The following is a 21774-nucleotide window of genomic DNA, read 5'->3' on the forward strand; positions in this document are numbered from 1 at the left end:
CGTTTCACGCACGGGGCATAGATTGCCGCGGGTCCGCGCGTCCTAGGGGGCGTTGAGAAACAGGAGGGGGCCCATGGACCCGCAGGACCATGACAGATTCCGGGACTTCGTCGATGCCAGGTGGAGTGCCTTGCTCCGGCTGGCGAACCTGCTCACCGGCGGCGACCGGCACGAGGCCGAGGATCTGCTGCAGACCGCTCTGATGAAGGCGCTGGGGCGCTGGCGGCAGGTCGAGGACCCGGAGAGCTATGTACGCAAGGTGATGTACCGGCAGCAGGTCAGCCGGTGGCGGCTGCGCCGGCCGCATCGTGAGCCGACGTTCGCCTCGCCGCCGGAGGGGCTCGGCGTGTCCGACGGCACCTCGGCGGCGGACCTGCGCATCGCCGTGGGCCAGGCGCTCGCCCGGCTGACCCCGCGCCAGCGCACGGTCCTGGTGCTGCGCTACTTCGAGGACCTGTCCGAGACGGAGGTGGCGCGGGTCCTCGGCTGCTCGGTGGGCACCGTCCGCAGCACCACGCACCGGTCACTGGCCCGGTTGCGCCGCCTCGCACCGGAGTTGGGCGCTCCGGCGTCGTCGGGCGCACCGGCGGAACTGGCCACGACCACCACCACGCGCGGTCCCGCGCCGAGGGGAGCACACACGTGAACACCGACCACACCGATCAGCTGGACCGCACGCTCCGCGACGTCCTGCAGAACTGGACCCCCGACTCCCCCGGCACGCCCGACCCCTCGGGCTCCTCCGGTGCTCCGACGGGCATCGCCGACCGTCTCGTGCGGCGCCGTCGGCGGCGGAACCTCACCCGCGTGGCCGGGGCGGCGCTCGGTCTCGCCGGGATCACGGTCGGCGCGGTGCTCACCGCAGGGGCGGGCGGCAACGACGGGTCGCAGCCGGCCTCGCGCCTGAGCACGCACAGCAAGCTGCTGTGGCAGACGACGTTGCCCGGCGCCTCCTGGGACGCCTGCGCCACCGCTTCGGGCGGCGTCTACTGCCGGGGGCCGGAGCACGATGCCGTCGGCGTGAACGCCCGTACGGGAAAGGTCACCTGGCAGCGTGAGTCCGCGGACGCCCACGGTGGCCGCACCCCGGCCGGGTCGGTGCCCGGTGTCCGCGACGGAGTGCTCTACACCTTCGCCGACCACGCGCCCGGGGCCGGTACCCCCGGGACGGATCTCGTCGCCCTCGACCTGGCCCGTCAGAAGGTGCTGTGGAAGCACAAGCTGGCCGACGACAGCCGGGGCAGGTCCTCGGCCGTGCTGTTCGACGGCGGGATCCTCGCCAACACCCCGACGTTCAAGAGCGTGGCCGCGCTGGACGCGAAGACGGGCCGGACACTGTGGACGTACAAGTGGAAGAAGGCCGACTGCGAGCGGACGGCGATCGGCGGCGTCCCGTACCTGATGTGCTCGCCCGACAGCGAGAAGGCGCCGCAGCGCAGCACCGTCGTCCGGCTCGACCCCGCCACCGGCACGCCGCGGACGGTCGCCACCGTCAAGGGCCAGACCGCCTATGTCGGCGCGGACGGCGACACCGTGCTGCTGGCCGCTCCCCTCGGCAGGCGGAAGTCCCCCACCTCCTCCGGCCCCGCCACCTTGTACCGCGTCGACACCCGCACCGGGGCGACGACGCAGCACCGCGTCGGCAGCATGCCGATGGGCGAGGTCGCGGACGGCAGGATCCTCACCCCGCGCCGCGGCGACGAGGTCGTCGCGTACTCGGCCAAGGACGGCCGCCGACTGTGGTCGCGCCACCTCGGGCTGACGCTGCGCGAGGAGGAGCGCGGCTCCGGCATGCGGGAGCGGCCGTCCGCCGCGGCCGTGGATCTCTCCGCCCGCATGGCCTACTACCTGTCTCCTTCGGGCCAGTTGGTCGGCCTCGACCTGGACAGCGGGGTGGTCCGCTGGCGCGGTCAGGTCCGGCTGCCGGAACGCCCGGTGGAAGGCGGGATCGCCCCCGAGCTGATGCCCTACGGCCACGGCCTCATCGGTCAGTCGGGCGGTGAACTCTTCCGGATCAAGCCCGTGTTGGATCGGACCGGTTCATAGCCAGGGGCCCGGCTTTTGTCCCGGGCTGAATTCGCCGTCCGGGACAGGCGCCCTATTCATGGTGACCTTTCCTCACCTTCCATGTGACGGTGTGCCATGGGGTGGCATACCGAGAGCCTCCGAGGCGCTTACGTCCGCTTCGGGCAGGGCTGAGAGGATGTCCACGGACAACAGGTCCGGCTGCGGGGCATCTGGCACAACAAACGATGGACACGACAAGATATCGTTTACCTGCGACGGCCAACTGGCGGCTAATAGCCGCTAGTTGACCGAAACGCGTGCCATGGAATGTTTGCCGCGACTGAGAGATACCAGGAAGTGCTGATGAGTTCGGTGAGACCCCCGGTTGCCCGTCAACTCCTGTGGCCCGCTCCGTAGGTGGCACCCGCCCCCAGCACGGCGATCCCTTCGGCTCGGCCACTTCCCCCTTGGCCGATCGCGTGCGCCGGGTGGCCGCCTCTCCCCCTTTGAACCCGTAGAGGACGTGATGACAGACCTGATACAGGCAACCTCCGTGGTGCCTTCAGTTCTGGCCCTGGCCGCCGGCGGCGCGGCCTGGCGATTCCGGGACCAGTTCCGAGGCGAGCGCACCACCAGCGCCCGCCTCCGGGAACAGGCCGAGGAGATCGCCAGACAGCAGCGCGCCACCGAGGCCGTGCTGGTGCAGCTCGCCGACGCCGTGATCCCCCGTCTCGGCGCCGCGGCGGAGCGCGAGGGCGACGGCCACGGTGTCGACATCCAGCTGCCCGAGGCGCTGGTCAACACCGTGCTCGCGCAGCGCCTGACCGAACTGGCCGGCTCCGCGGCGCACACGGTACGCAAGGTGCAGTACGACGCGCAGACCAGTGCGGGGCTCCAGCTCTCCGAGGCCCACGAGGCCGCGCAGGGCGATGTCGCGCGCGCCCGCGAGAGCGCCGAGGCGTCCAGCCGGGCGGCGGTGCGCGCCGTCTCCTCCGCGATGGTGGGCATGGCCTCGAAGCTGAGCCAGCGGGTCAGCCAGGGTGTGCGGCGGCACGAGGGCGACGAGGCGTACGAGACGCTGGTCGGCATCGATCACCCCACGCAGCAGATGCTGTTGGTCGCCCAGAACTATGTGGTCCTGTCCGGCGGCAAGCTGTCGCGGCGCTGGCCCGCCACCCCGATGACCGATGTGGTGCGGGCTGCCATGGGCAGCATCGAGGAGTACGAGCGGGTCGAGCACCAGGAGCTCGACGTGACGATCACGAGCCGGGCGGTCGGGCCCGTCGTGCACGCCCTCGCGGTGCTCCTGGACAACGCGGTCCGCTACTCCCCCTCGTCGGCGCGGGTGCATGTGGCCTTCCAGGAGGGCCATCACGGGGTCTCGGTCATCGTGGACGACGCCGGTCTGCGCATGAACGAGGAGCAACTGGCGTGGGCCCGGAGGATCCTGACGGGTGAGCAGCGCGACGACATCAACCAGCTCGGCGCGCACCCCCAGACCGGGCTGCGGGCGGCCGCGGCGCTGTCCCACGACTACGGCTTCCGGATCGACCTGGAGGCCCCCAACCCCTTCGGCGGCACGCGCGTCTACATGTTCATCCCCAAGGGCCTGTTGACCGCTGCGGTCCCGCCGCCCGCCCCGGTGCCGGCGGCCGAGCCCACGGCCGAGCCGGTCGCCGAGCCGGTCGCCCCCAAGCGCACCACCGCCAGCGGCCTGGCCGTCCGCTCGCGGCGGACTCCGGCCGCGAGCGCTCCGGCGGCGCCGTCCGAGGGCCAGGCGGCGCCGGGGCGGCCCGCCATCGCCGCCGCCTGGGCGAAGGGGACGCGCAGCGCACGCACCCAAGACCCGACCACCACGCACGAAGGAGCCTGACCGTGACCACCGGCAACGAACTTGGCTGGCTGCTGGACCGTTCACTGGGCTCTCTCGACGGCGTCCGGCACGCGGTGCTGATGAGCTCCGACGGGCTGCTGCACTCGCGGACGTCCGACATCGGCCAGGACGAGGCGGAGAAGTTCGCGGCGATCACCGCGGCCGTCCGTGCGGCGGCGCTCGCCTATGACGAGGAGACCGGCGGCGGGGGCACCCGGCAGGCCCTGATCGAGCTGACCAACCACGTGGGGCTGATCACGCAGGCGGGCGGCAACACGATGCTGTCGGTGCAGACGACCGGCCCCGACGCCGACATCGGCCTGATCACCCATCACATGCTGGAGCTGGCCCAGCGGGTGGGACATGAGATGAAGGTCGCCCCGCGGCAGCCTTCCGAACAGGGCACAGCGACGGCATGAGCGGGCCGCGGCGAGACCCGGACCTGGTCAGACCCTATGTCCGTACCGACGGGCGAGTTCGCGCGGACCCGGAGGTGCGCCTGGAGACCGTGGTGCTCGCCGCGAGCGGCTCGACCGAGGGCCTGAGCGCCGACGCCCGGCGGGTGATGGGTCTGTTCACCCGTGCCGACGGCGGCGGCCTCGCGGTCGCCGACATCGCGGCCGCCCTGGAGTTCCCTCCCTCCACCGTGCGCATCCTCGTCTCCTCCCTCATCGACGAGGGGCTGCTGACCCGCCCCGTCGCCGCCCGCGACGACGAACCCCAAACCGATCTGCTCCAGGAGGTACTGCGTGGTCTCCGCGCCCTCGTCTGACGGCCTCATCTATGTGCCACCCGGCGTGACCCGGTCCGCGAAGATCGTGATCTCGGGGAGCTTCGCCGTCGGCAAGACGACGTTCGTGGGCAGCGTCTCCCAGATCCCGCCGCTGCGGATGGAGGAGCGGATCACCCAGGCCAGCGCCGGGGTGGACGACCTGGCGCGCACACCGCGCAAGACGACCACGACCGTCGGCATGGACTTCGGCCGGCTGCATCTGAGCGACGCCCTGGTGCTGTATCTGTTCGGCACCCCCGGCCAGGGCCGCTTCCGCCCCATGTGGGCGGGGCTGACCGAGGGCGCTCTGGGAGCCCTCGTCCTGGTCGACACCCGCAACCTCGAGGCGTCCTTCGAGATCCTCGCGCTGCACGAGGAGCAGGGCACGCCGTACGCCGTGGCGGTCAATCTCTTCGACGGCGCCCCGCGCTACGACCTGGACGAGATCCGCCAGGCCCTCGACCTGGACCCGCACACGCCGCTGACCACGTGCGACGCGCGCGATGGCACCTCCAGCGTGCTGGCCCTGATCACCCTCTGCGAATACCTGTCCGACCTGAACGCACCCGCTTTGGAGCCCCGCCCGTGACCAGCCCGACCCCGCCCGAGGCGGCCCCCGAGCGCCGGATCGCCCTGCACGAAGCCGAGTTCGCGGCCGACCCGCACGCCGCGTATGAGCGGATGCGGAAGGAGTTCGGGCCGTTCGTCCCCGTGGACCTCATACCGGACGTCCCGGCGACCCTCGTCATCGGCTACGCCCAGGCCCGGCGCATCCTCAACGACCCGCTGCGGTTCCCGGCCGACCCCACGGTGTGGGAGCAGTCCGTCCCGGAGACCTGCCCGGTCCGCCCGATGATGGAGAGCCGGCCCAACGCGCTGCGCTCGGCCGGCCCCGCGCACACCCGCTACCGGTCGGCGAACACCGCGGCGATCGACGGCGTCGACCAGCACGAGCTGCGCACGCTGGTCGAGCAGGTCGCCGACGGCACCATCGCCGAGTTCCGCGAGACCGAGGGCGCCGATCTGCTGACGCAGTACGCCTGGCCCATCGCCTTCCGTGTGCTGAGCGCCCTGCTCGGCTGCCCGGACGAGGTGGGGCGGCGCATCGCCGACGGCATGGCCAAGATCTTCGAGGGCGTGGACGCCGCCAGCGGCAACCAGATCCTCACCGAGGCCGTCGCCGACCTGGTGGCCCTGCGCCGGCGGCAGCCGGGCGACGACATCACCTCCCGGCTCCTCGCCCACTCCTCGGGCCTGGACGACATGGAGATGCTCCACCAGCTGGTCACGCTCTACGGCGCCGGCATCGAGCCGCTGACCAACCTCATCACCAACACCGTGCTGCGGATCCTCACCGACGACCAGTTCTCCGGAGACCTGCACGCGGGCGGCTCCTCGGTCCGCGAGGCGCTCGACTCGGTGCTCTACACCGACCCGCCGCTGGCGAACTTCTGCATCAGCTATCCGCCGCACCCGGTCGACGTCGACGGGTTCCTGCTGCCCGCGCACCAGCCGGTCCTCATCTCGATGACGGCCTGCAACAACGACCCCGCCCTCGGCGACCAGCGCACCGCGAGCAACCGCGCCCATCTGTCGTGGAGCACCGGCCCGCACGCCTGCCCCGCACGCCCGCACGCCTATCTCATCGCCGAGACGGCCATCACGCACCTGCTCGACGCGCTGCCCGAGATGGACCTCGCCACCGCAGCCCAGGACCTGGTCTGGCGCCCCGGGCCCTTCCACCGGGCGCTGACCGCCCTGCCCGTCCAATTCCCCGCCGCCGCATCCGTCTGAAGGGACTCGCCCCATGGCCCTGCCCACGAAGCCGATCGTTCTCGACCCCTCCGGGGCCCAACTGCACGAGGAGCACCGGGAGTTGCGCGCGCACGGCCAGGCCGTCCGCGTCGACGTCCTCGGCGTGACCGCCTGGTCGGTCTCCGACCCCGCTCTCCTCAAGGAGCTGCTGACCAGCCCGAACGTCTCCAAGAACGCACGCGCGCACTGGCCGGAGTTCGGCGAGGTGGTCCAGCGGTGGCCGCTGGCCCTGTGGGTCACGGTGGAGAACATGTTCACCGCCTACGGCTCGGACCACCGGCGCCTGCGGCGCATGATCGCCCCCGCGTTCAGCCACCGCCGCGTCACCGCGCTGGCGGAGAGCATAGACACGGTCGTCACGGGCATCCTCGACCGCCTGGACGCGCTCCCGCCCGGCGAGGTCGCGGACCTGCGCGAGCACCTCGCCTACCCGCTGCCGATCGCGGTCATCTGCCGGCTGATGGGCGTACCGGCCGAGCAGCAGGACGACTTCCGTGTACTCGTCGACAACATCTTCTCCACCACCCTGACCGCCGAGCAGTCGGAGGCCAACACCAAGGCGGTGTACGAGGTCCTCCACGAGCTCATCGCCGCCAAGCGCGCCGAGCCCGGCGACGACATGACCTCGCTGCTGATCACCACGCGCGACGAGGACGACAAGGGCGGCCTGTCGGAGGAGGAACTCCGCGACACCCTGCTCCTGATGATCAGCGCCGGGTACGAGACCACGGTCAACGTCATCGACCAGGCGATCACCCAGCTGCTCGCCCACCCCGACCAGCTCGCGCTCCTGCAGTCGGGGCAGGCCGACTGGAGCGAAGCCGTCGAGGAGACCCTGCGCCTCGAACCGGCGGTCAAGCACCTGCCGCTGCGGTACGCGGTGACCGACATCGTCCTGCCCGACGGCCAGACCATCGCCGAGGGTGAGGCGATCCTCGCCTCCTACGCGGCCGCCAACCGCCACCCCGACTGGCACGGCGAGACCGCCGACGACTTCGACATCACCCGCACCGTGAAGGACCACCTGGCCTTCGGGCACGGCGTCCACTTCTGCCTGGGAGCGCCGCTCGCCCGCCTGGAGGTCAGCACGGCCCTGCGCCTGCTCTTCGAGCGGTTCCCGCAGCTGGAACTCGCCGTACCCGCCGAGGACTTGACGCCCGTCGGCTCCCTCATCAGCAACGGCCACCAGACCCTGCCCGTCCGCCTGCGGCCCGCCACCGCCTGACGTTGCCCTTTTGGGCAATAGCGAACGGCGCGCACCCCCTCCTAGCCTGGCGATGCATGGCACCCCCAAGCGTCGGTTCCGCAAGGAACCGGCGCAGTCCAGCGGACCATTGGAGGGAACAACATGAATGACCACTTCGAAGCAGCCGACGAATTCACTCTCGATCTGCGCGTCCGGTATACGGAAAACCCTGCTGACGGAGCCGCGTTGGTGACGCTGGAGCCGAATTGCGGGGCCGGCACGTCAAGGGCGTCGTGTCCCGGAGCCGCGTGCGGCTGACACCGGGTCCGTGACGCGGAGGCGGCCCCCGCGCAGGGCATCGCGGTTTCGCAATCCCGAAACTCGTGAGCCCTCCGGGTGGCCGCCGTCCTTTCTTTGCCAGGGCCGGAGGGGAGCTGATTCGTGGAGTCTCGTTGCGCGCGAACGGTGAGCGATGACGAGGCTCGGGGCCTGGCGCGCGACATGGCCGGGCGGCTGGTGGAATCGGCGGGGACCGGGACCGCGTCACCGGATCTGGGCGAGGGCGCTCCGGGCATCGCACTCGCTCTCCTCCACGCGGCTGAAGTATTCGACGACGACGGCTACATGCGCGCCGGTCGGCTCCAACTGCGCCGCACCGCCGAGGCGACCGCCACAACTCCCCTCACGTCAGCAGGGCTTTACAGCGGAACCGCCGGGATCGTCTGGGTGGTGGCGGAATACGCCCGCCGGGAACCGCGCTACCTCCGCACGCTCACCGCCATGACCGACCAGCTCGCCCGCCAGTCGCTGGCCCTGACGCACCCGCTGTCCGCCGGGAGCGTCGCCCCGTACGACTACGACGTCCTGGAGGGTGCGGCGGGCCGCCTGGCAGCGCTGCTCAAGGCGGCGGAGGTCCTGGGCCGCCCCGCGACCGGCGCCACGCGCGAGGCGATCGACGACCTGGTCGACTACCTCCTGGCACTGACCCGGGCCGACGGCAACGGCGACGGCATGCCCACGTGGGTGTGCGCTCCGGCCAGTTACCCCACCGCCCTGGGCACCGGAGCGGGGACGGCGACCGGGCGGTGGTACGCGGAGACATTCCCCGAGGGCCACTTCAACCTCGGGTTCGCCCATGGACCGCCGGGCATCCTCGCCGCCCTGTGCCGCGTAGACCTCGCCCACACCCACGGCGTCGTGGGCCGAGGCGGACGGGGCGATACGCGGGCGCGCCTGGTGCGACAGCGGATCGACGCTCTCGTACGGCGCATGGACGCATGGCGGCTCGACGGCCACGACCATCCGGCCTGGGCCGCCCTCGTGCCGCCCGACCCGGCCACCGGCCTGCCCGACACCGGCGCCGCACAGGAACCGGCCCGGGCCGCGTGGTGTTACGGCGCACCCGGCATCGCCGCGTCCTTGCTGTCGGCCGCCACGGCCTCCGCGGCGTGCGGTGCACCGGGCGGCGCGGTGGACCTGGCGACGGCCGCGCTCCTCGGCGTCCGTCGCGCGCCCGCCGAGCAGCAGCGCCTCTTCTCCCCCACGGTGTGCCACGGCCTTGCGGGGCTGCTGGCCATCTGCGGCCGTGCCGCCGCGCACACCCGGGAGCCGGATCTGCGGCAGATGTGTGCCGAACTGCGGTCGCGGCTGTGCGCGTACGCGGATCCGGACCATCCCTATCTCTTCGCCGACCGTCCTGTCCCGGAACGGCCGGAACACCGTCCCGGCCTGCTGACCGGCGCGGCCGGGGCCCTGCTCGCGCTGCTGGGCAGCGTGTCGCCCGAGGCGGCCGAGTGGGACGAGGTGCTGTTCCTGACCCGGTCCGACTCCGAGTCCCAGTCGAGGGTGTGATGGCTACATGAACCATGCGGATGCCGGCCCTTACCAGGCATGCGGATTCTTCCTCCTCAGAGCCCCCGCTCTGCCCGCCCGCCCCATGCTCGACCTGCTGAGCTCGCTGCCCGGCGCCGACCGCGCCTCCGGGGGCTCCGAGCACTCCGGCACCTGGCAGGACGACTACGCCGACCGGCTGTTGAAGCTGTGGGGCGCCCCGGGCGTGGCCGATGCCGTGCGGGTCGCGACCCCCGACCTGGCGGACGCCGTGGACCGGTTCGACGGGCTCACCGGCAAGGACCGGCGCCGGGCCGTGCGCAGCCTCGGCCGCTATCTGAACCGGATGAGCTTCCGGGCCACTCCCCTGGGCCTCGTGGCGGGCGTGGCCACGGGCGTGTTCGGCGACGAGCAGCGCATGCGGCTGGGCCCGTCCGCCATCGGCAGGGCCCGGGCCCGCGCCGACTCGGGATGGGTCATGCACCTGGTCAAGCGGCTGGCCTCCCGCGCTCCGCACCCCGCACCGGGACACCCGCGCACACGCCCCGGACAGCTGCGGATCAGGAGCAACGACCTGCTGCACGTGGCCCGTGGCCGCGTATGGCTGCCCCTGGCCGACGCGTACGGACAGGACGGCACGGCCGACGTACGCCCCGACGGCCCCGGCACGCCCGACCGCCACGCCCACGCACACGACCAGGCACACGAGCGCGAGCGCGAGCATGAGCGCGCCCCGCGCAGGAGCGGCAGCCGCAGCGTCAGCGTGCGCCTGACCGCCCCGGTGCGAGCCGTCCTCGACCTCACCCGCACGCCCGTGACGCTCGACCACGTGGCCGCCACGCTCAACGACGCCTACCCGCAAGCCGGTTCGGAGCGGATCGCCGCCCTGCTGGACGGCCTCCTCGACAACGACATCCTCATCACGGCCGAACGCCTCCGGCTGCTCACTCCCCCGGCCATGGACACACCGGACGAGCCGCTGCGCTCGCTGCTCCCGGCGGTCACCGACCCCACCGCCGCCCGGGCGCTCGGCGATGTGGCGGCTGCGATCGACGCGTTCAACCGCGACGGGATTCCCGTGCCGGAGCTGCTGGAAGCGGCGGACGCACCGCTGCCGCTCGCCCTCGGCGGACACCGCGGCCCGACGCTGCAGATCGACTCCGCCCTCGCCGTCGACGGGCCCCTGGTCCTGCCCCGGCCGGTGGCCGCGCTGGCCGAGGAGGCGGCGGAGGTGCTCGCCCGCGTGGGCGGCGAGCGGCGCTATCCCCCGCATCTGGCCGCGTACGCCGACGCGTTGAGCGAACGGTACGGGCACCTCTCCGAAGTCCCGCTGCTCGACGTGCTGTCCGCGGAGACCGGCCTGGGGCCGCCGCGCGGATACCGCTGCCCCCGCCGGGAGTTCCCGCTGCCCGGCGTCGACCGGAACCCTCCGGCACGGTCGGCGCGCGAGGCCGTGCTGGCCCGCCTCGCGGCAACGGCCCTGGCGCGCCGGGAGACCGGCGTCGAACTGGACGACCGTCTCCTCGACGAGCTGGCCGAGGCGTCGGCCGCCCCGGACGGCGACCGGCCACCGCCACCCGCGCTCGACCTGTATCTGCGTCCCATGCCCCCGGGCCCCGGCCAGGAGCGGTGGCGTGCCGTCTGCAACAACCTCGGGGTGGCCCTGGGCGGCCGGACGTTCGCCCGCTTCCACGACCTCCTGGACGCGGACATCCGGGCCGGGCTGCACGAGCTGGCCGTCGCCGAGGAGCGGAGCCTGGGCGACACCGTCTGCGCCGAACTGACCTATCTGCCCGGAGACGCCCGGCAGGCGAACGTCGCGATCCGCCCCGCCGCCCACGCATGGGAACTGCCGGTCAATGTCACGCCGGGCCGGGACGAGGAGCACGTCCTGCGCCTGGACGACGTGCTCGTAGGAGCGGCCGAGGGGCGGCTCCACCTGCGCAGCCGCACCCTGGGCCGGCCGCTGCACGTCACCCAGCGCACGCTGCTCAACTGGCTGGGGGCGCCGAACCCGTGCCGGTTCCTGCTGGAGGTCTCCGCCGCACAGTCGGGGCCGGTCTCCTCCTTCGACTGGGGGGAGCTCGCCGAGACGATGCCGTTCCTGCCCCGCGTCGAGCGAGGAGACCTGGTGCTGCGCCGCGCGCGGTGGCGGCTGCGCCCCCACGACCTCACCCTGCCGCCCGGCGCGGCCCCGACCGCATCGATCCCTCAACAGGGCGATGGGATACGGGAGTTCGCCGCGTCCGTCGACACGTGGTCCACGACATGGATGGTGCCCCGCCTGGTCAACCTGGTCAGCTTCGACAACACCCTGCTGCTCGATCTCACCAGCGCACCCGGTCTGCACGAGCTGCGTGACTCGCTGGCGCGGTCACCCGCGGAGGGGCTCCTCCTGGAGGAGGTGCTGCCCGACCCCGAGCGGGCCCTTCTGCGGGATGCCGCCGACGAGCCGTATGCCGCCGAGGTCGTGGTGCCTGTGCTGCGGCGCGCGGGTCGGGATCAGGCACCGGCTCCCGGCGGAACAGCCGTGCGCCCGGCGGGTGTCCGCACCAGCGAGCCGCCGGACGGGCGGCACAAGCCGGTCGGCAGCGACTGGCTGACCGTCAAGCTCTACGCCGAGCCGGACGCCCACGACAGGCTCCTCGAGGCGGGCCTGCCCACCGTGGCGGAGCGGATCCGCCCGTGGTGCGGTGCGGACGCCCTGTTCTTCGTACGCTACGCAGATCCGGCCCCGCACCTGCGCGTCCGCTTCTTCGTACCCGATCAGGCGGCACGCCCCGAAGTGCTGCGTGAAGTCACCGCCTGGGCCTACGACTTGGCTGCCGAGGGGCACATCGTCGACCACTCCTTCGTCGGCTACGAGCGCGAGGTCGAGCGCTACGGGGGCGGTGAACTGATCGCCGACGCCGAGGAGTTCTTCCGGCACGACAGCACGGCCGTCCTCCCGCTCCTGCGCCACCTGCGCGACGGCGGGAGCGGACTCCCGCACACCGGCCCGGCCCCGTTCCCGTTGCCCGGCACGGACATGGGCCTGGACGCCGAGCGGGTCACCCTGGCCGCTCTCAGCGTCGACCGGCTGTGCGCCCACCTGATCCCTGAGGCCGAGGCGCGGCGCGACGTCGCCCGCGCCGCGGCACCCCGCACCGCGGGCGGCTCCCTGTACCGGGCGGCGGGGCCGGGACTGTGGGCCGCCCGCACCACGGACAACCCGGTCCGCTCGCTGCTCGACGGCGCCGACGCCGCATGGCGACCGGCCGCGCGGCCGCTGGCACGCCGCCTCGCCGAGCCGGAGCGCACCGGCCGGCCGGAGGCGGATCGTGCCGCCGTCGTCAGGAGCCTGCTGCACATGCACTGCAACCGCATGGGCCTGAGCCGGACCGAGGAGGAGTCCTGTCACGGGGTGTGGCGGCGCCTCCTCGACCGGGCCGCGCACCTGCCCCGCTGACGTGGCTGGCGCGTTCACACGGGCAGGGCACTGGGTCGGCGCCGATCTGGAGCGGCTCAAGAAGGTGCTGGAGTCCACGCGGGCATGAGCGCCTGCATGAGCGCCCGCATGAGCGCGGGCAGAAGTCGATGCCCCTGCGGCCCCTGCGGCCGCCATAAGTGCCCTCGTTCCTGCCCCTGCGGCCCTCTCTGCTCCGCATGGCCGGTCGGGTAGACATAGCCGGTCGGGGAAAGGGGACAAGCCCTCGCCCAACGAAGCGCAGAGGGGACCCGCGCATGCGTGGCCAGGCACGGAGCGACTCCACTACCGACCGCAGCGGTTCACGCACCCCGCCCAGGCCGGCCGCCGTCTCCCTTCCCCCGCTCCTCGCCCTCCAACAGACCGCGGGGAACACCGCGGTGACCCGCGCGATCCAGCGGGCACGGGCCGAGCATCCCGCCGAAGGAGAACAGACCGGAGGGGAACAGGCCGCAGGAGAGCAGAGCGGGACCGAGCACGGGACCGAGGGGAGCGGAACCGAGCGGGTCGCCGCGGGGGACACGCCGGTCCAGCGTCGGGTGTCGGTCCCCGATGCCATCGACTCCCCCTCCCGCCCGCTGGAGTCCCGTATCCGGCAGCGCGCCGAAGCGGCCTACGGCATGGGCTTCGGCCACGTTCGCGTGCACAACGAAGCCGTCGCCCAGCACTCGGCCGCAGACCTCGACGCCCTGGCCTACACCACCGGCCCCCATATCGTGCTGGGCTCGGACCGCGTCAGCGACGAGGTGATGTTCGAAGAGGTCGACCACGTACGCCAGCAGGCGCTGGGGCCCGTGCCCGGCCGCAGCAACGGCAAGGGCGAGAAGGTCTCCGATCCGCACGACCCCTTCGAGCAGAGCGCCGGCGCCAACGGCAAGAAGCTGGCCCGGGGCGAGGCGCCCGACCTCGCGCTACCCGGTGCGGGCGCACCCGGCGGGGCAGTGCAGCGCAGCACGGACGGGGGTGTCTCCGTCCAGCGCATGGAGAACCCGCGCGGCCGCCGGAACAGCGGGGAGTACGAAGCCGACGAATCCGCTCCCGAGCAGGACAGCGGCCGGGACGCCGACAGCTCCCCGGAGCGGCGCGAGCTCCAGGACCACATCCGACGTCAGTTGGGGGAAGGAGCGGACCTGGGTGACGTTGCGGACAGACTGAACAGGCTCGGGGAAGACGCCCCGCGATTCCGCCGGGTCAGGCGGGTGCGCCGGGATTCCGACTCCGATTCGCCGGAGAGGCCGGCCGGACGCCCGGCGCAGGGTGGCCCGGCGCCGGAAGAACTCCTCGGCCAACTCCCGGAAGATCTTGAGCCACAGGATTTGGCCGACCTTGTAGAGCAGACGGACAGGCTCGCGCAAGACGGTCCGCAATTCCGCCGAGTCAGGCGAATGGTCCCGGAATCCGACTCCGATTCGCCGGAGAGGCCGGCCGGACCCCCGGCGCGGGAGCAGGGGGCGGGAGCTCAGTTCGAAGATCCCTTTCCCGAACTGCCCGAGAACGACAAGCTGGACCCGCTACGCGCCCTGCTGCTGAACGACATGCATGAGAACGGTCTCAACAAGAAGCTGAAGGTCACGTTCAGCGTGACCGCGAACGAGGCCATCGGTGGCGGTCATGCCTGGATGGAAGTCACCGGATCCGACGGGGTGCGGGTCACCTTCGGCTTCTTCCCGGTCGAACGGAACGGCCTGACACTCCTGCCGACGGCAGGCGGCGTTCTCTGCCCCGACCCGATCGCCAAGTACGGCGCCACCAACCATGAGTCGAAGAATGTGACTCTGCGGGAAATCGTCCAGGGGTATCACCTCATCCACAGCAAGTCCAACGACACCTACCACTTCACCGCGCACAACTGCACGACCTTCGCGGCCGAAGTGTGGAAGTCCATCACCGGTAAAGCCGTCCCCACGAACTTCCTCACCGTGGCAGGCGCGGTCCACCAGGCCGTCGCGAATCCCAGGGCCACCAACGAAGGGATAGCGAGCCACCAGGAACAGCGGTTGAACGACCGGAAGGAGCGCATGCGCCCTCTCGCGGAAGGCCCCATGCGCGGCATGATTCCCGGCCCCGGCACCGCGGAAGAGGTCGCCGACCGGCTCGCCCGCGAACGACAGTCCCAGACCAGCTCGTCCGACTCGGGAGAGGTGGACTGACCGGCACCGCAGCCCGCTTCACGCAGGCGCGAGGTCAGACGTCCGGCTCCGCCCACACCGTCTGCAGCGGGGCCGGCCCCAGGGCCGCGACTCGACTCGACTCGCCGCACTCCGCCGCACCGGCCCTCGGCCCGCCGGCCCCTCGGTGCGGGTCACGCCGTGTGCAGGGTCAGGCCGTGTGCAGGGTCAGGCCATACCGGTTGAGGATCTCGTTGACCGGCTGGAACCAGGTCTCTCCCCCGCTGCCGCAGTTGCCCCAGCCGCCGGACGTGACGCCCTGGGCCTGGTCGCCGCTGATGAACGAGCCGCCCGAGTCGCCGGGTTCGGCGCACGCGTTCGTCTTGGTCATCTGGTGGACGGCGCCCTGGCTGTAGTTGACGGTCTCGTTCTTGGCGAGCACGGTGCCGCAGTGCCAGTGGGAGGTGGAGCCGGAGCGGCAGATGGAGGCGCCGACCGGGGCCTCGCCCGAGCCGCGCACGAGCTGGTCGGAGACGGTGCCCCAGCCCAGGACGACGGGGACGGTCCACCACCCGCTGCCGACGTTGACCCAGGCGTAGTCGTTGTCGGGGAACGAGGAACCCTGGAAGTTGCCGATGAACGACCCGTCCCAGCCGTTGACTCCCTGGCCCGCCCCGCCGCAGTGCCCGGCGGTCACGAAGCCGCCGTGCACGGAGAACCCGATGGAGCAGCGGACGTTGCCGGTGTAGTACGGGTCCCCGCCGACCGTGCCGGCCGCGAGGGTGCCGGGCTTGTGGTGCGTGACCTGGACGGACACCGGTCCCGCTCGGTGCCCCCGCGCCAGGAAGCTCTTGACATCGTTGTCGCGACGCTGGTCGGCGAGGACCTCCACGACGACCTGGTTGGCCTTCCAGTCGACGCGCCAACTGGCCACGCCCGCCGGGGCCTTGAGGGCGTCCAGGTGCTTCTTGGCCGCGTCGAGGCGCCGGGCGCTGTGGGTGACGACTTCGACGGCCGCACCGGTGGCCCGCACCTTCGCGGCCTTGCTCCGGTCGGCGACGGCGACGGTCAGGCGTCCGTCCCGCGGGGTGAACCAGGAGCCCGCGTAGCCGGACCCGGCCGCGGACCGGGCCCTCTTCTCGACGGCGGCGGCCTTCTTCTCCGTGGCGAGCCGGTCGACGGCCGCACTCCGGGTGAGCCCGAAGTCCCGCTGCATGGCGGTGAGTACACCATCGGACGCCGGTGCGCGCCCGGCCTGCGGGGCGGCGTTCGCACCGGATGCGGGGACGAATCCGGCCGTGGCACAGGCGCCCGTGACGAGGAGCGCGGACAGCATGGAGCGCAGTGCTCTCGTTCTCGTACGTCTCGTACGTCTCGTACGTCTCATGCGGATCGGCCTTTCGTTGTTCCAGCGGTGTGGGGTGGAACGGCACGGCCTGAGAGCGCTCTCAGGCGGTGGCGGTGTGGAGACTAGCGAGGGATCGCGAGCAGGTCCATGCCAGGACCGCGACGCGATTCGGGCAATCTCGTGCAGCCCGCCACCGGAACTGGGCGCCGCTGCACCGGAGTTGGTGACCCGCGTACCGGAACGTGCTTGCTTCAAGGCCCCGTTGTCAGCCGAAGGCCCGCCCCGCCGCCTCCCGGATCACATCCGCCAGCGTCTCGGGAGCGGTGCGGTGAGCGGCGTGCCCCTGCCCGAGGAGTGTGACGACCCACGCGTCCGGCAGGGCGGCCGCCAGGTCGGCGATGCGCTCGCGCAGGTGGGCCGGGCTGTGCTCGCCCTCCACCAGGGTGGTCGGCACGTGGAGCGAAGTGAAGCGGTCGACGCCGACACCGAGCGCGTCGATCGCGTCGGTGTCGGCGAGGCCCGCCTCCGCCTTCGCGGCGTACGCGGCCCGCGTCTTCGGGTCCGCGGTCAGCGCCGCCACCACCTCCGGGGGTTCTTGCGCGATGTCGCGCAGATGGATCCGCATCACCTCGTGGAAGTCCCCGGCGTCGAGGGCCGCGCGGGCACGCCGGGCCGCCCCCGCTCCGACCGACGACGTGGTGGGGACCGGCGGATCGTAGAGAACCAGGCCCGCCAACACCTCGGGCGCCCGCACCGCCGTCTCCAGCGCAGCGACCGCCCCTGAGGAATGCCCGACCAGCAGCACGGGCCGGTCGAGACGCGCGGCGATCGCGAGCACGTCCGCCGCCTCGACGGCCATGGAGTAGCCCTGCGGGACGACCGCCCCGGGGACGTAGATGCGGCGGGCGACCCGGACCACCCGGAAGTCTCCGATGAGCGAACGCGCCACGCTGTCCCAGCAGTTGGCGCTCCCGGCACCCCAGTGCACCAGGAGCAGCGGGGGCCCGCTGCCGTCGTCGAGAGCGGTGACGGGCGTGCCGTCGGCGGAGGGTGCGACGAGGTCGGCCATGCGGCTCATTCTGCGCCGCACGGCCGACGGACACGTCACGGCCCCCGGGTCTGCGAGAAGGGCACGGCCCCCGGTTCTGCGGGAAGGGTCACGGCTTCGTACGCGGCCCGAAGATGCTGCGTTCCTGTTCGTCGATCGGCACGTCGTTGATGCTCGCCTCGCGCCGCCGCATCAGGCCGTTCGGGTCGAACTCCCACAGTTCGTTGCCGTACGAGCGCCACCATTGGCCGGCCGCGTCGTGCCATTCGTACTGGAAGCGGACCGCGATGCGGTTCTCCCCGTACGTCCACAGTTCCTTGCGCAGCGCGTAGTCCAGTTCGCGCTGCCACTTCGCGGTGAGGAAGTCCTCGATCGCTGCCCGGCCGCTCAGGAAGGTGTCGCGGTTGCGCCACTGGGAGTCGGGTGTGTAGGCGAGGGCCACGCGGTGGGGGTCACGGGTGTTCCACGCGTCCTCCGCCGCCTGGACCTTGGCGAGGGCGTCGGCCTCGGTGAAGGGCGGCAGGGGCGGGCGGGGCGCCTCGGGGGCGGCGTCCGTGGCGGGTGCGGTGTTCACTCGGACCACCCCGAGTTCTCGATGACGTCGACGAAGTCGGTGCGGACGAAGCCGGGGGTGTGGCGCGCCAGCACGTCCGCCTTGACGTTGCCGAAGGCGGTCTGCGGCCGGTGCGCGATGCCGTCGTGGAAGGCGCGCACGATGCGCCGCTTGAAGTCGGGGCGCGGGTGCGCCGCCACGACCTCGGCGCGGACGGCGTCCGGCACCGTGTCGAGCCCGATGCCGAGGACGTCGAACTCCACCCCGGCGGTCACCAGTGCCACTTCGGGCTCCATCCGCTCCGGGATGCCCGGGGTGGTGTGCAGGGCGATGGCCGTCCAGACGCGGCGGACGCCGTCCTCCGGGATGCCGTGGGCGGCGAGGAAGCGGCGTGCCTCGTCGGCGCCGTCGAGTTCGAAGCGCTGGTGGTCGGTGCGGTACTTCTCGGTGAGGCCCAGGTCGTGGAACATCGCGCCGACGTAGAGGAGTTCGGGGTCGAAGCCGAGTTCGCGGCGCGTGCCCGCGAGCGCCGCCCACAGGTAGACCCGCCGGGAGTGGTCGTAGAGCAGGTCGCCGGCGCACTCGCGGACGAGTTCGGTGGCCTCGCGGGCGAGTCCGCTGCCGGGGATGTCCACGCCGGCGATGCGCAGGGCCGCGGTCATGGTGCCTCCAGTTCAGGTCAGTACGTTGCTGTGCTGCTGGACACCAGCCTGGCGCGGCGGGGCCGCCGCCCGCGATGTCTATATGGACAGGGACCCCACACATTTGGACATGGTGATCGGCTAGCCTTTTCCCATGTCCTCGAAGCTCCCGTCGCCCCGCTCCATCGCGGTCCTCGCCTACGACGGTGTCCGTCTGCTCGATGTGACCGCGCCGCTCGAGGTGTTCTCCACCGCGGCCGCGCTCGGCGCCGCCTACGAGGTGGTCCTCTGCTCCCCCGACGGCGCGGAGGTGACGGCCTCTTCGGGCACCCGTCTGGTGCCCGACCGCGCGGCGGACGCGCCCGGCTCCCCGCACACCCTGATCGTCCCGGGCTCCCCCGACCTGCCGCTGCGACCGGCACCGGAGCCGCTGCTGACCGCCGTCGGCGACCTGGCGGCCCGCTCCGGCCAGGTGGCGTCCGTGTGCACCGGCGCCTTCGTGCTCGCCCGGGCCGGGCTGCTCGACGGCCGGCGCGCCACGACCCACTGGCGGCACGCCGCGCTGCTGGCCCGCGCCCATCCCCGTACCGCCGTCGAGCCGGACGCGATCTACGTGCGCGACGGCCGCGTGTTCACCTCGGCCGGGGTCAGCGCGGGCATCGACCTCTGTCTGGCGCTGGTCGAGGCGGACGAGGGCCCGGAGCTGGCCCGCGAGGTCGCCCGCGACCTGGTGGTCTTCCTCCAACGGCCGGGCGGGCAGTCTCAGTTCTCGGTCCCGGCCCGCACGCCGCGCCCGCGCCACGACGTGCTGCGGGTGGTCCTCGACGCGATCCACGCCGACCCGGCCGCCGACCACTCGGGCCCGGTGCTCGCCGCCCGCGCGGGGGTGAGCGTGCGCCACCTCACCCGCCTGTTCACCGATCAGGTCGGGCAGACGCCCGCGGCGTACGTGGAGGCGGTGCGGTGCGAGGCCGCGCAAGGACTCCTGGAGGCCGGGGAGCCCGTGTCGTCGGCGGCGCGGCGGTCGGGCCTCGGCAGCGACGAGTCACTGCGCCGTGCCTTCATGCGGCGGCTCGGGGTGACGCCGTCGGAGTACCGGGCGAGGTTCCGCAGCGCCGGGGCGGGGGCGGGACGGTGATGGGGCGGGGGCGCCACGGTGGCGGGGCGAGTGCGGCACGGTGACGGGGCGGGACGGTGACGGGCTTCCCGCCGTCGTTCGGCGCACGGCGCAGCTGCGGAGCGGGAGGAGCGGTCACCACCAGTAGACCGGGTAGCGCGGCGCGTGCTTGGCCCGGCCGGCGACGATGCCCGCACCGACCAGGAGGAGGGTCGCGGTCGTCAGGAGCGTCAGGAAGCGGGGTGCGGCGGGCTCCTGGAGGACCACGATGACGGCGCTGGCCGCCGCCGGGGAGTGCGGGGTCCTGGTGATCATCATGGTGCCCAGGGCCAGTCCGCCCGCCAGTGCGGCGGCCCACGTCGAACTGCCGCAGACGGCCAGCACCAGATAGCCCAGGAGCGCCGACAGAAGGTGCCCGCCGATCAGGCTGCGGGGCTGCGCGAGCGGGAGCGTGGGCGTGCTGTGGACGAGGGCGGCGCTGGCCGCGAGCGGCGGGATGAGCAGCGGTTCGTGCAGGACGGCGCCGGTGGCGGCCAGGAGCAGCAGCACGGATATGGCGGAGGCCGTGGCGTGCAGGGTGTGCCGGTGGCCGGGGCGGGCGGGGGCGCGTCCGGCGAGGGCGCGCCAAACAGCCGGGCGCGATGGGGTGTTGAGGGTCATGCGTCTCTCGGGACCTGGGCCTGGGGGCCCTGACGTGCAGGCAGGAAGGAGCGGTCCCGTGCTGAGCGCAGCGCGCCCCGTGATCGACGTGGCTGACCTTGCGCCGATCTTCCGGTAGGGGCGGCGCAGTCCGGCCTCCTATCTAACCAGCGGGTGATCCAGACGCCGCGGGTGGCCCCTTTTCCCGTACGACGACGGGGGTGCCGACCCCGAGCCCCGAGCTGAGTACCCGCCAGGGGGAAGCCGGAGCTCGGGACGCGAAGGCGCGGAGGCTCACCAGCTGATCCCGGCCGCCACCGGCAGATGGTCGCTGCCCGTCGCCGACAGCACCCGCGAGCTCTCCGCCACCACACCCCGGACCAGGATCTGGTCGATCCGCACCATGGGGAACTTCGCCGGCCAGGTGAAGCCGAAGCCGTTCCCGGCCTCGCTCTGGGCCGAGCGCAGCTGCGAGGTGATGCCGTCCAGGGCGCGGTCGTCCGTGGTGCCGTTCAGGTCGCCGAGCAGCACCATCCTCTTGTTCCGCTCGGTGGCGAGGGCGTCGGCGAGCGCCTTTGCGTTGCGGTCGCGCGAGTCCGTCCAGAAGCCGCCCCTGGGCATCACCCGCACGGATCCCAAGTGGGCCACATACACCGCCAGCGGGCCCTTCTTCGTGGCCACTGTGGCCCGCAGCGCCCGGGCGTCGACGAGCTTGACGGCGTCCGGCTTGGCGTCGCCCAGGGGTCCGACGTCCTGCTGGATGTCGACCGGGCGGGTGTCCGACAGCGGCAGCTTGCTCCACAGCCCGACCGTGCCCATCACCGTGTGGTGCGGGTACGCCTTCGCCAGGCCCTTCTCGTACACCGGCCTGGCCTGCGTGCTGATCTCCTCCAGGGCCAGCACGTCCGCACCGGAGGCGGCCAGGTCGCGGGCGGTGGCGGCCGGGTCGGGGTTCTCGGCGCTGACGTTGTGGCTGGCCACGGTGAGGTCGCCGCCCGTCTGCGACTTGTCGGTGAGCAGCCCGCCGAAGAGGTTCAGCCACACCGCGGCGGGCAGCAGCAGCGCGACCAGTGCCGTGGCGGAGCGGCGCCACAGTGCCCCGGCGAGGAGCACCGGGATGAACACGCCGAACCACGGCAGCAGGGACTCCACCAGGCTGCCGAGGCCCCCGCGGTCGGTGATCTGCGCGTGCAGCAGCATGAACAGGCCCAGCAGCAGCGCCAGCGCCGCGCACACGAAGCCGCGCTTCCAGGGTCCCGGCCGCTGTTTCCAGCGCCCCGGCGGCTGTTCGGTCTCCGCCACGACCGCCGCCGTACCCGCCGTATCCGCCGTATCCACTGTGTCCTTGGCGTCCGTCTGCTCCATCGTCTG

At 72.6% G+C, this 21774-nt stretch carries 18 protein-coding genes; 12 read left to right on the forward strand and 6 right to left on the reverse strand.

Translation table 11 applies throughout. The features are described 5' to 3' along the window. Positions 1–73 precede the first annotated feature (73 nt). The 11 genes from ACFWYM_RS24725 (at position 74) to ACFWYM_RS24775 (ending at position 15099) form a co-directional block, all read left to right on the forward strand. Entirely contained in the window at positions 74–646 is a 573-nt protein-coding gene (locus ACFWYM_RS24725; protein WP_384841156.1) for a SigE family RNA polymerase sigma factor, read from the forward strand. Next, the gene (locus ACFWYM_RS24730) at positions 643–2046 is read left to right on the forward strand and encodes a PQQ-binding-like beta-propeller repeat protein (RefSeq protein WP_384841159.1); all 1404 of its coding nucleotides are present in this window, start codon (positions 643–645) and stop codon (positions 2044–2046) included. The genes ACFWYM_RS24725 and ACFWYM_RS24730 overlap by 4 nt, the downstream gene beginning before the upstream one ends. A gap of 487 nt (positions 2047–2533) precedes the next feature. Further along, positions 2534–3880 carry an ATP-binding protein gene (locus ACFWYM_RS24735; protein WP_384841162.1) on the forward strand — a complete coding sequence of 449 codons (1347 nt, stop codon included), beginning with the start codon at positions 2534–2536 and terminating at the stop codon, positions 3878–3880. Positions 3881–3882: 2 nt separating this feature from the next. Next, positions 3883–4299, forward strand: coding sequence for a roadblock/LC7 domain-containing protein (locus ACFWYM_RS24740; protein WP_384841165.1), 417 nt, complete (start codon positions 3883–3885; stop codon positions 4297–4299). Then, positions 4296–4652 (forward strand): DUF742 domain-containing protein, encoded by a 357-nt coding sequence (locus ACFWYM_RS24745; RefSeq protein WP_384841167.1) that lies wholly within the window; start codon positions 4296–4298, stop codon positions 4650–4652. The genes ACFWYM_RS24740 and ACFWYM_RS24745 overlap by 4 nt, the downstream gene beginning before the upstream one ends. Beyond that, positions 4630–5241: an ATP/GTP-binding protein gene (locus tag ACFWYM_RS24750; RefSeq protein ID WP_384841171.1), complete on the forward strand. Its 612-nt coding sequence runs from the start codon at positions 4630–4632 to the stop codon at positions 5239–5241. Before ACFWYM_RS24745 ends, ACFWYM_RS24750 begins: the two co-directional genes overlap by 23 nt. Continuing rightward, positions 5238–6446, forward strand: a complete 1209-nt coding sequence (locus tag ACFWYM_RS24755; protein WP_384841174.1) for a cytochrome P450 — start codon at positions 5238–5240, stop codon at positions 6444–6446. Before ACFWYM_RS24750 ends, ACFWYM_RS24755 begins: the two co-directional genes overlap by 4 nt. 13 nt (positions 6447–6459) lie before the next feature. Continuing rightward, positions 6460–7692: a cytochrome P450 gene (locus tag ACFWYM_RS24760; protein WP_384841177.1), complete on the forward strand. Its 1233-nt coding sequence runs from the start codon at positions 6460–6462 to the stop codon at positions 7690–7692. A 426-nt stretch (positions 7693–8118) separates the two neighbouring features. Then, entirely contained in the window at positions 8119–9504 is a 1386-nt protein-coding gene (locus tag ACFWYM_RS24765; protein ID WP_384841180.1) for a lanthionine synthetase C family protein, read from the forward strand. A gap of 7 nt (positions 9505–9511) precedes the next feature. Continuing rightward, a complete protein-coding gene (locus ACFWYM_RS24770) occupies positions 9512–12931 on the forward strand; it encodes a lantibiotic dehydratase (RefSeq protein ID WP_384841183.1) in 3420 nt (1139 codons plus the stop codon). A 398-nt stretch (positions 12932–13329) separates the two neighbouring features. Next, complete coding sequence (locus tag ACFWYM_RS24775) at positions 13330–15099, forward strand: DUF4157 domain-containing protein (protein ID WP_384841186.1); 1770 nt, start codon at positions 13330–13332, stop codon at positions 15097–15099. Positions 15100–15268: 169 nt separating this feature from the next. Here ACFWYM_RS24775 and ACFWYM_RS24780 read toward each other — a convergent pair whose 3' ends face one another. The 4 genes from ACFWYM_RS24780 to ACFWYM_RS24795 all read right to left on the reverse strand — a co-directional run bounded on the left by ACFWYM_RS24780 (position 15269) and on the right by ACFWYM_RS24795 (position 18668). Next, positions 15269–16393, reverse strand: coding sequence for a S1 family peptidase (locus tag ACFWYM_RS24780; RefSeq protein WP_384841189.1), 1125 nt, complete (start codon positions 16391–16393; stop codon positions 15269–15271). A gap of 277 nt (positions 16394–16670) precedes the next feature. After that, a complete protein-coding gene (locus ACFWYM_RS24785; RefSeq protein ID WP_384841192.1) occupies positions 16671–17474 on the reverse strand; it encodes an alpha/beta fold hydrolase in 804 nt (267 codons plus the stop codon). Between the two features lie 88 nt (positions 17475–17562). Continuing rightward, positions 17563–18027, reverse strand: coding sequence for a nuclear transport factor 2 family protein (locus ACFWYM_RS24790; protein WP_384841195.1), 465 nt, complete (start codon positions 18025–18027; stop codon positions 17563–17565). Next, a complete protein-coding gene (locus tag ACFWYM_RS24795; RefSeq protein ID WP_384841197.1) occupies positions 18024–18668 on the reverse strand; it encodes an HD domain-containing protein in 645 nt (214 codons plus the stop codon). Before ACFWYM_RS24795 ends, ACFWYM_RS24790 begins: the two co-directional genes overlap by 4 nt. 133 nt (positions 18669–18801) lie before the next feature. Here ACFWYM_RS24795 and ACFWYM_RS24800 point away from each other — a divergent pair, with 133 nt between their 5' ends. Beyond that, complete coding sequence (locus tag ACFWYM_RS24800; protein WP_384841200.1) at positions 18802–19785, forward strand: GlxA family transcriptional regulator; 984 nt, start codon at positions 18802–18804, stop codon at positions 19783–19785. 114 nt (positions 19786–19899) lie between these two features. Here ACFWYM_RS24800 and ACFWYM_RS24805 read toward each other — a convergent pair whose 3' ends face one another. Both ACFWYM_RS24805 and ACFWYM_RS24810 read right to left on the reverse strand, forming a co-directional pair. Then, entirely contained in the window at positions 19900–20424 is a 525-nt protein-coding gene (locus ACFWYM_RS24805; protein WP_384841203.1) for an HPP family protein, read from the reverse strand. A gap of 273 nt (positions 20425–20697) precedes the next feature. Next, positions 20698–21768, reverse strand: coding sequence for an endonuclease/exonuclease/phosphatase family protein (locus tag ACFWYM_RS24810; protein ID WP_384841496.1), 1071 nt, complete (start codon positions 21766–21768; stop codon positions 20698–20700). Positions 21769–21774: the final 6 nt, after the last annotated feature.

This window comes from Streptomyces sp. NPDC059009, assembly GCF_042740175.1.
GTDB lineage: Bacteria > Actinomycetota > Actinomycetes > Streptomycetales > Streptomycetaceae > Streptomyces.

What these genes read in the sequence shown, in the direction of transcription:
- ACFWYM_RS24780 (WP_384841189.1), bottom strand. Translation starts at nt 16,393, where the DNA reads ATGCTGTCCGCGCTCCTCGTCACGGGCGCCTGTGCCACGGCCGGATTC.
- ACFWYM_RS24745 (WP_384841167.1), top strand. Translation starts at nt 4,296, where the DNA reads ATGAGCGGGCCGCGGCGAGACCCGGACCTGGTCAGACCCTATGTCCGT.
- ACFWYM_RS24760 (WP_384841177.1), top strand. Translation starts at nt 6,460, where the DNA reads ATGGCCCTGCCCACGAAGCCGATCGTTCTCGACCCCTCCGGGGCCCAA.
- ACFWYM_RS24725 (WP_384841156.1), top strand. Translation starts at nt 74, where the DNA reads ATGGACCCGCAGGACCATGACAGATTCCGGGACTTCGTCGATGCCAGG.
- ACFWYM_RS24810 (WP_384841496.1), bottom strand. Translation starts at nt 21,768, where the DNA reads ATGGAGCAGACGGACGCCAAGGACACAGTGGATACGGCGGATACGGCG.
- ACFWYM_RS24805 (WP_384841203.1), bottom strand. Translation starts at nt 20,424, where the DNA reads ATGACCCTCAACACCCCATCGCGCCCGGCTGTTTGGCGCGCCCTCGCC.
- ACFWYM_RS24735 (WP_384841162.1), top strand. Translation starts at nt 2,534, where the DNA reads ATGACAGACCTGATACAGGCAACCTCCGTGGTGCCTTCAGTTCTGGCC.
- ACFWYM_RS24770 (WP_384841183.1), top strand. Translation starts at nt 9,512, where the DNA reads ATGAACCATGCGGATGCCGGCCCTTACCAGGCATGCGGATTCTTCCTC.
- ACFWYM_RS24785 (WP_384841192.1), bottom strand. Translation starts at nt 17,474, where the DNA reads ATGGCCGACCTCGTCGCACCCTCCGCCGACGGCACGCCCGTCACCGCT.
- ACFWYM_RS24800 (WP_384841200.1), top strand. Translation starts at nt 18,802, where the DNA reads ATGTCCTCGAAGCTCCCGTCGCCCCGCTCCATCGCGGTCCTCGCCTAC.
- ACFWYM_RS24795 (WP_384841197.1), bottom strand. Translation starts at nt 18,668, where the DNA reads ATGACCGCGGCCCTGCGCATCGCCGGCGTGGACATCCCCGGCAGCGGA.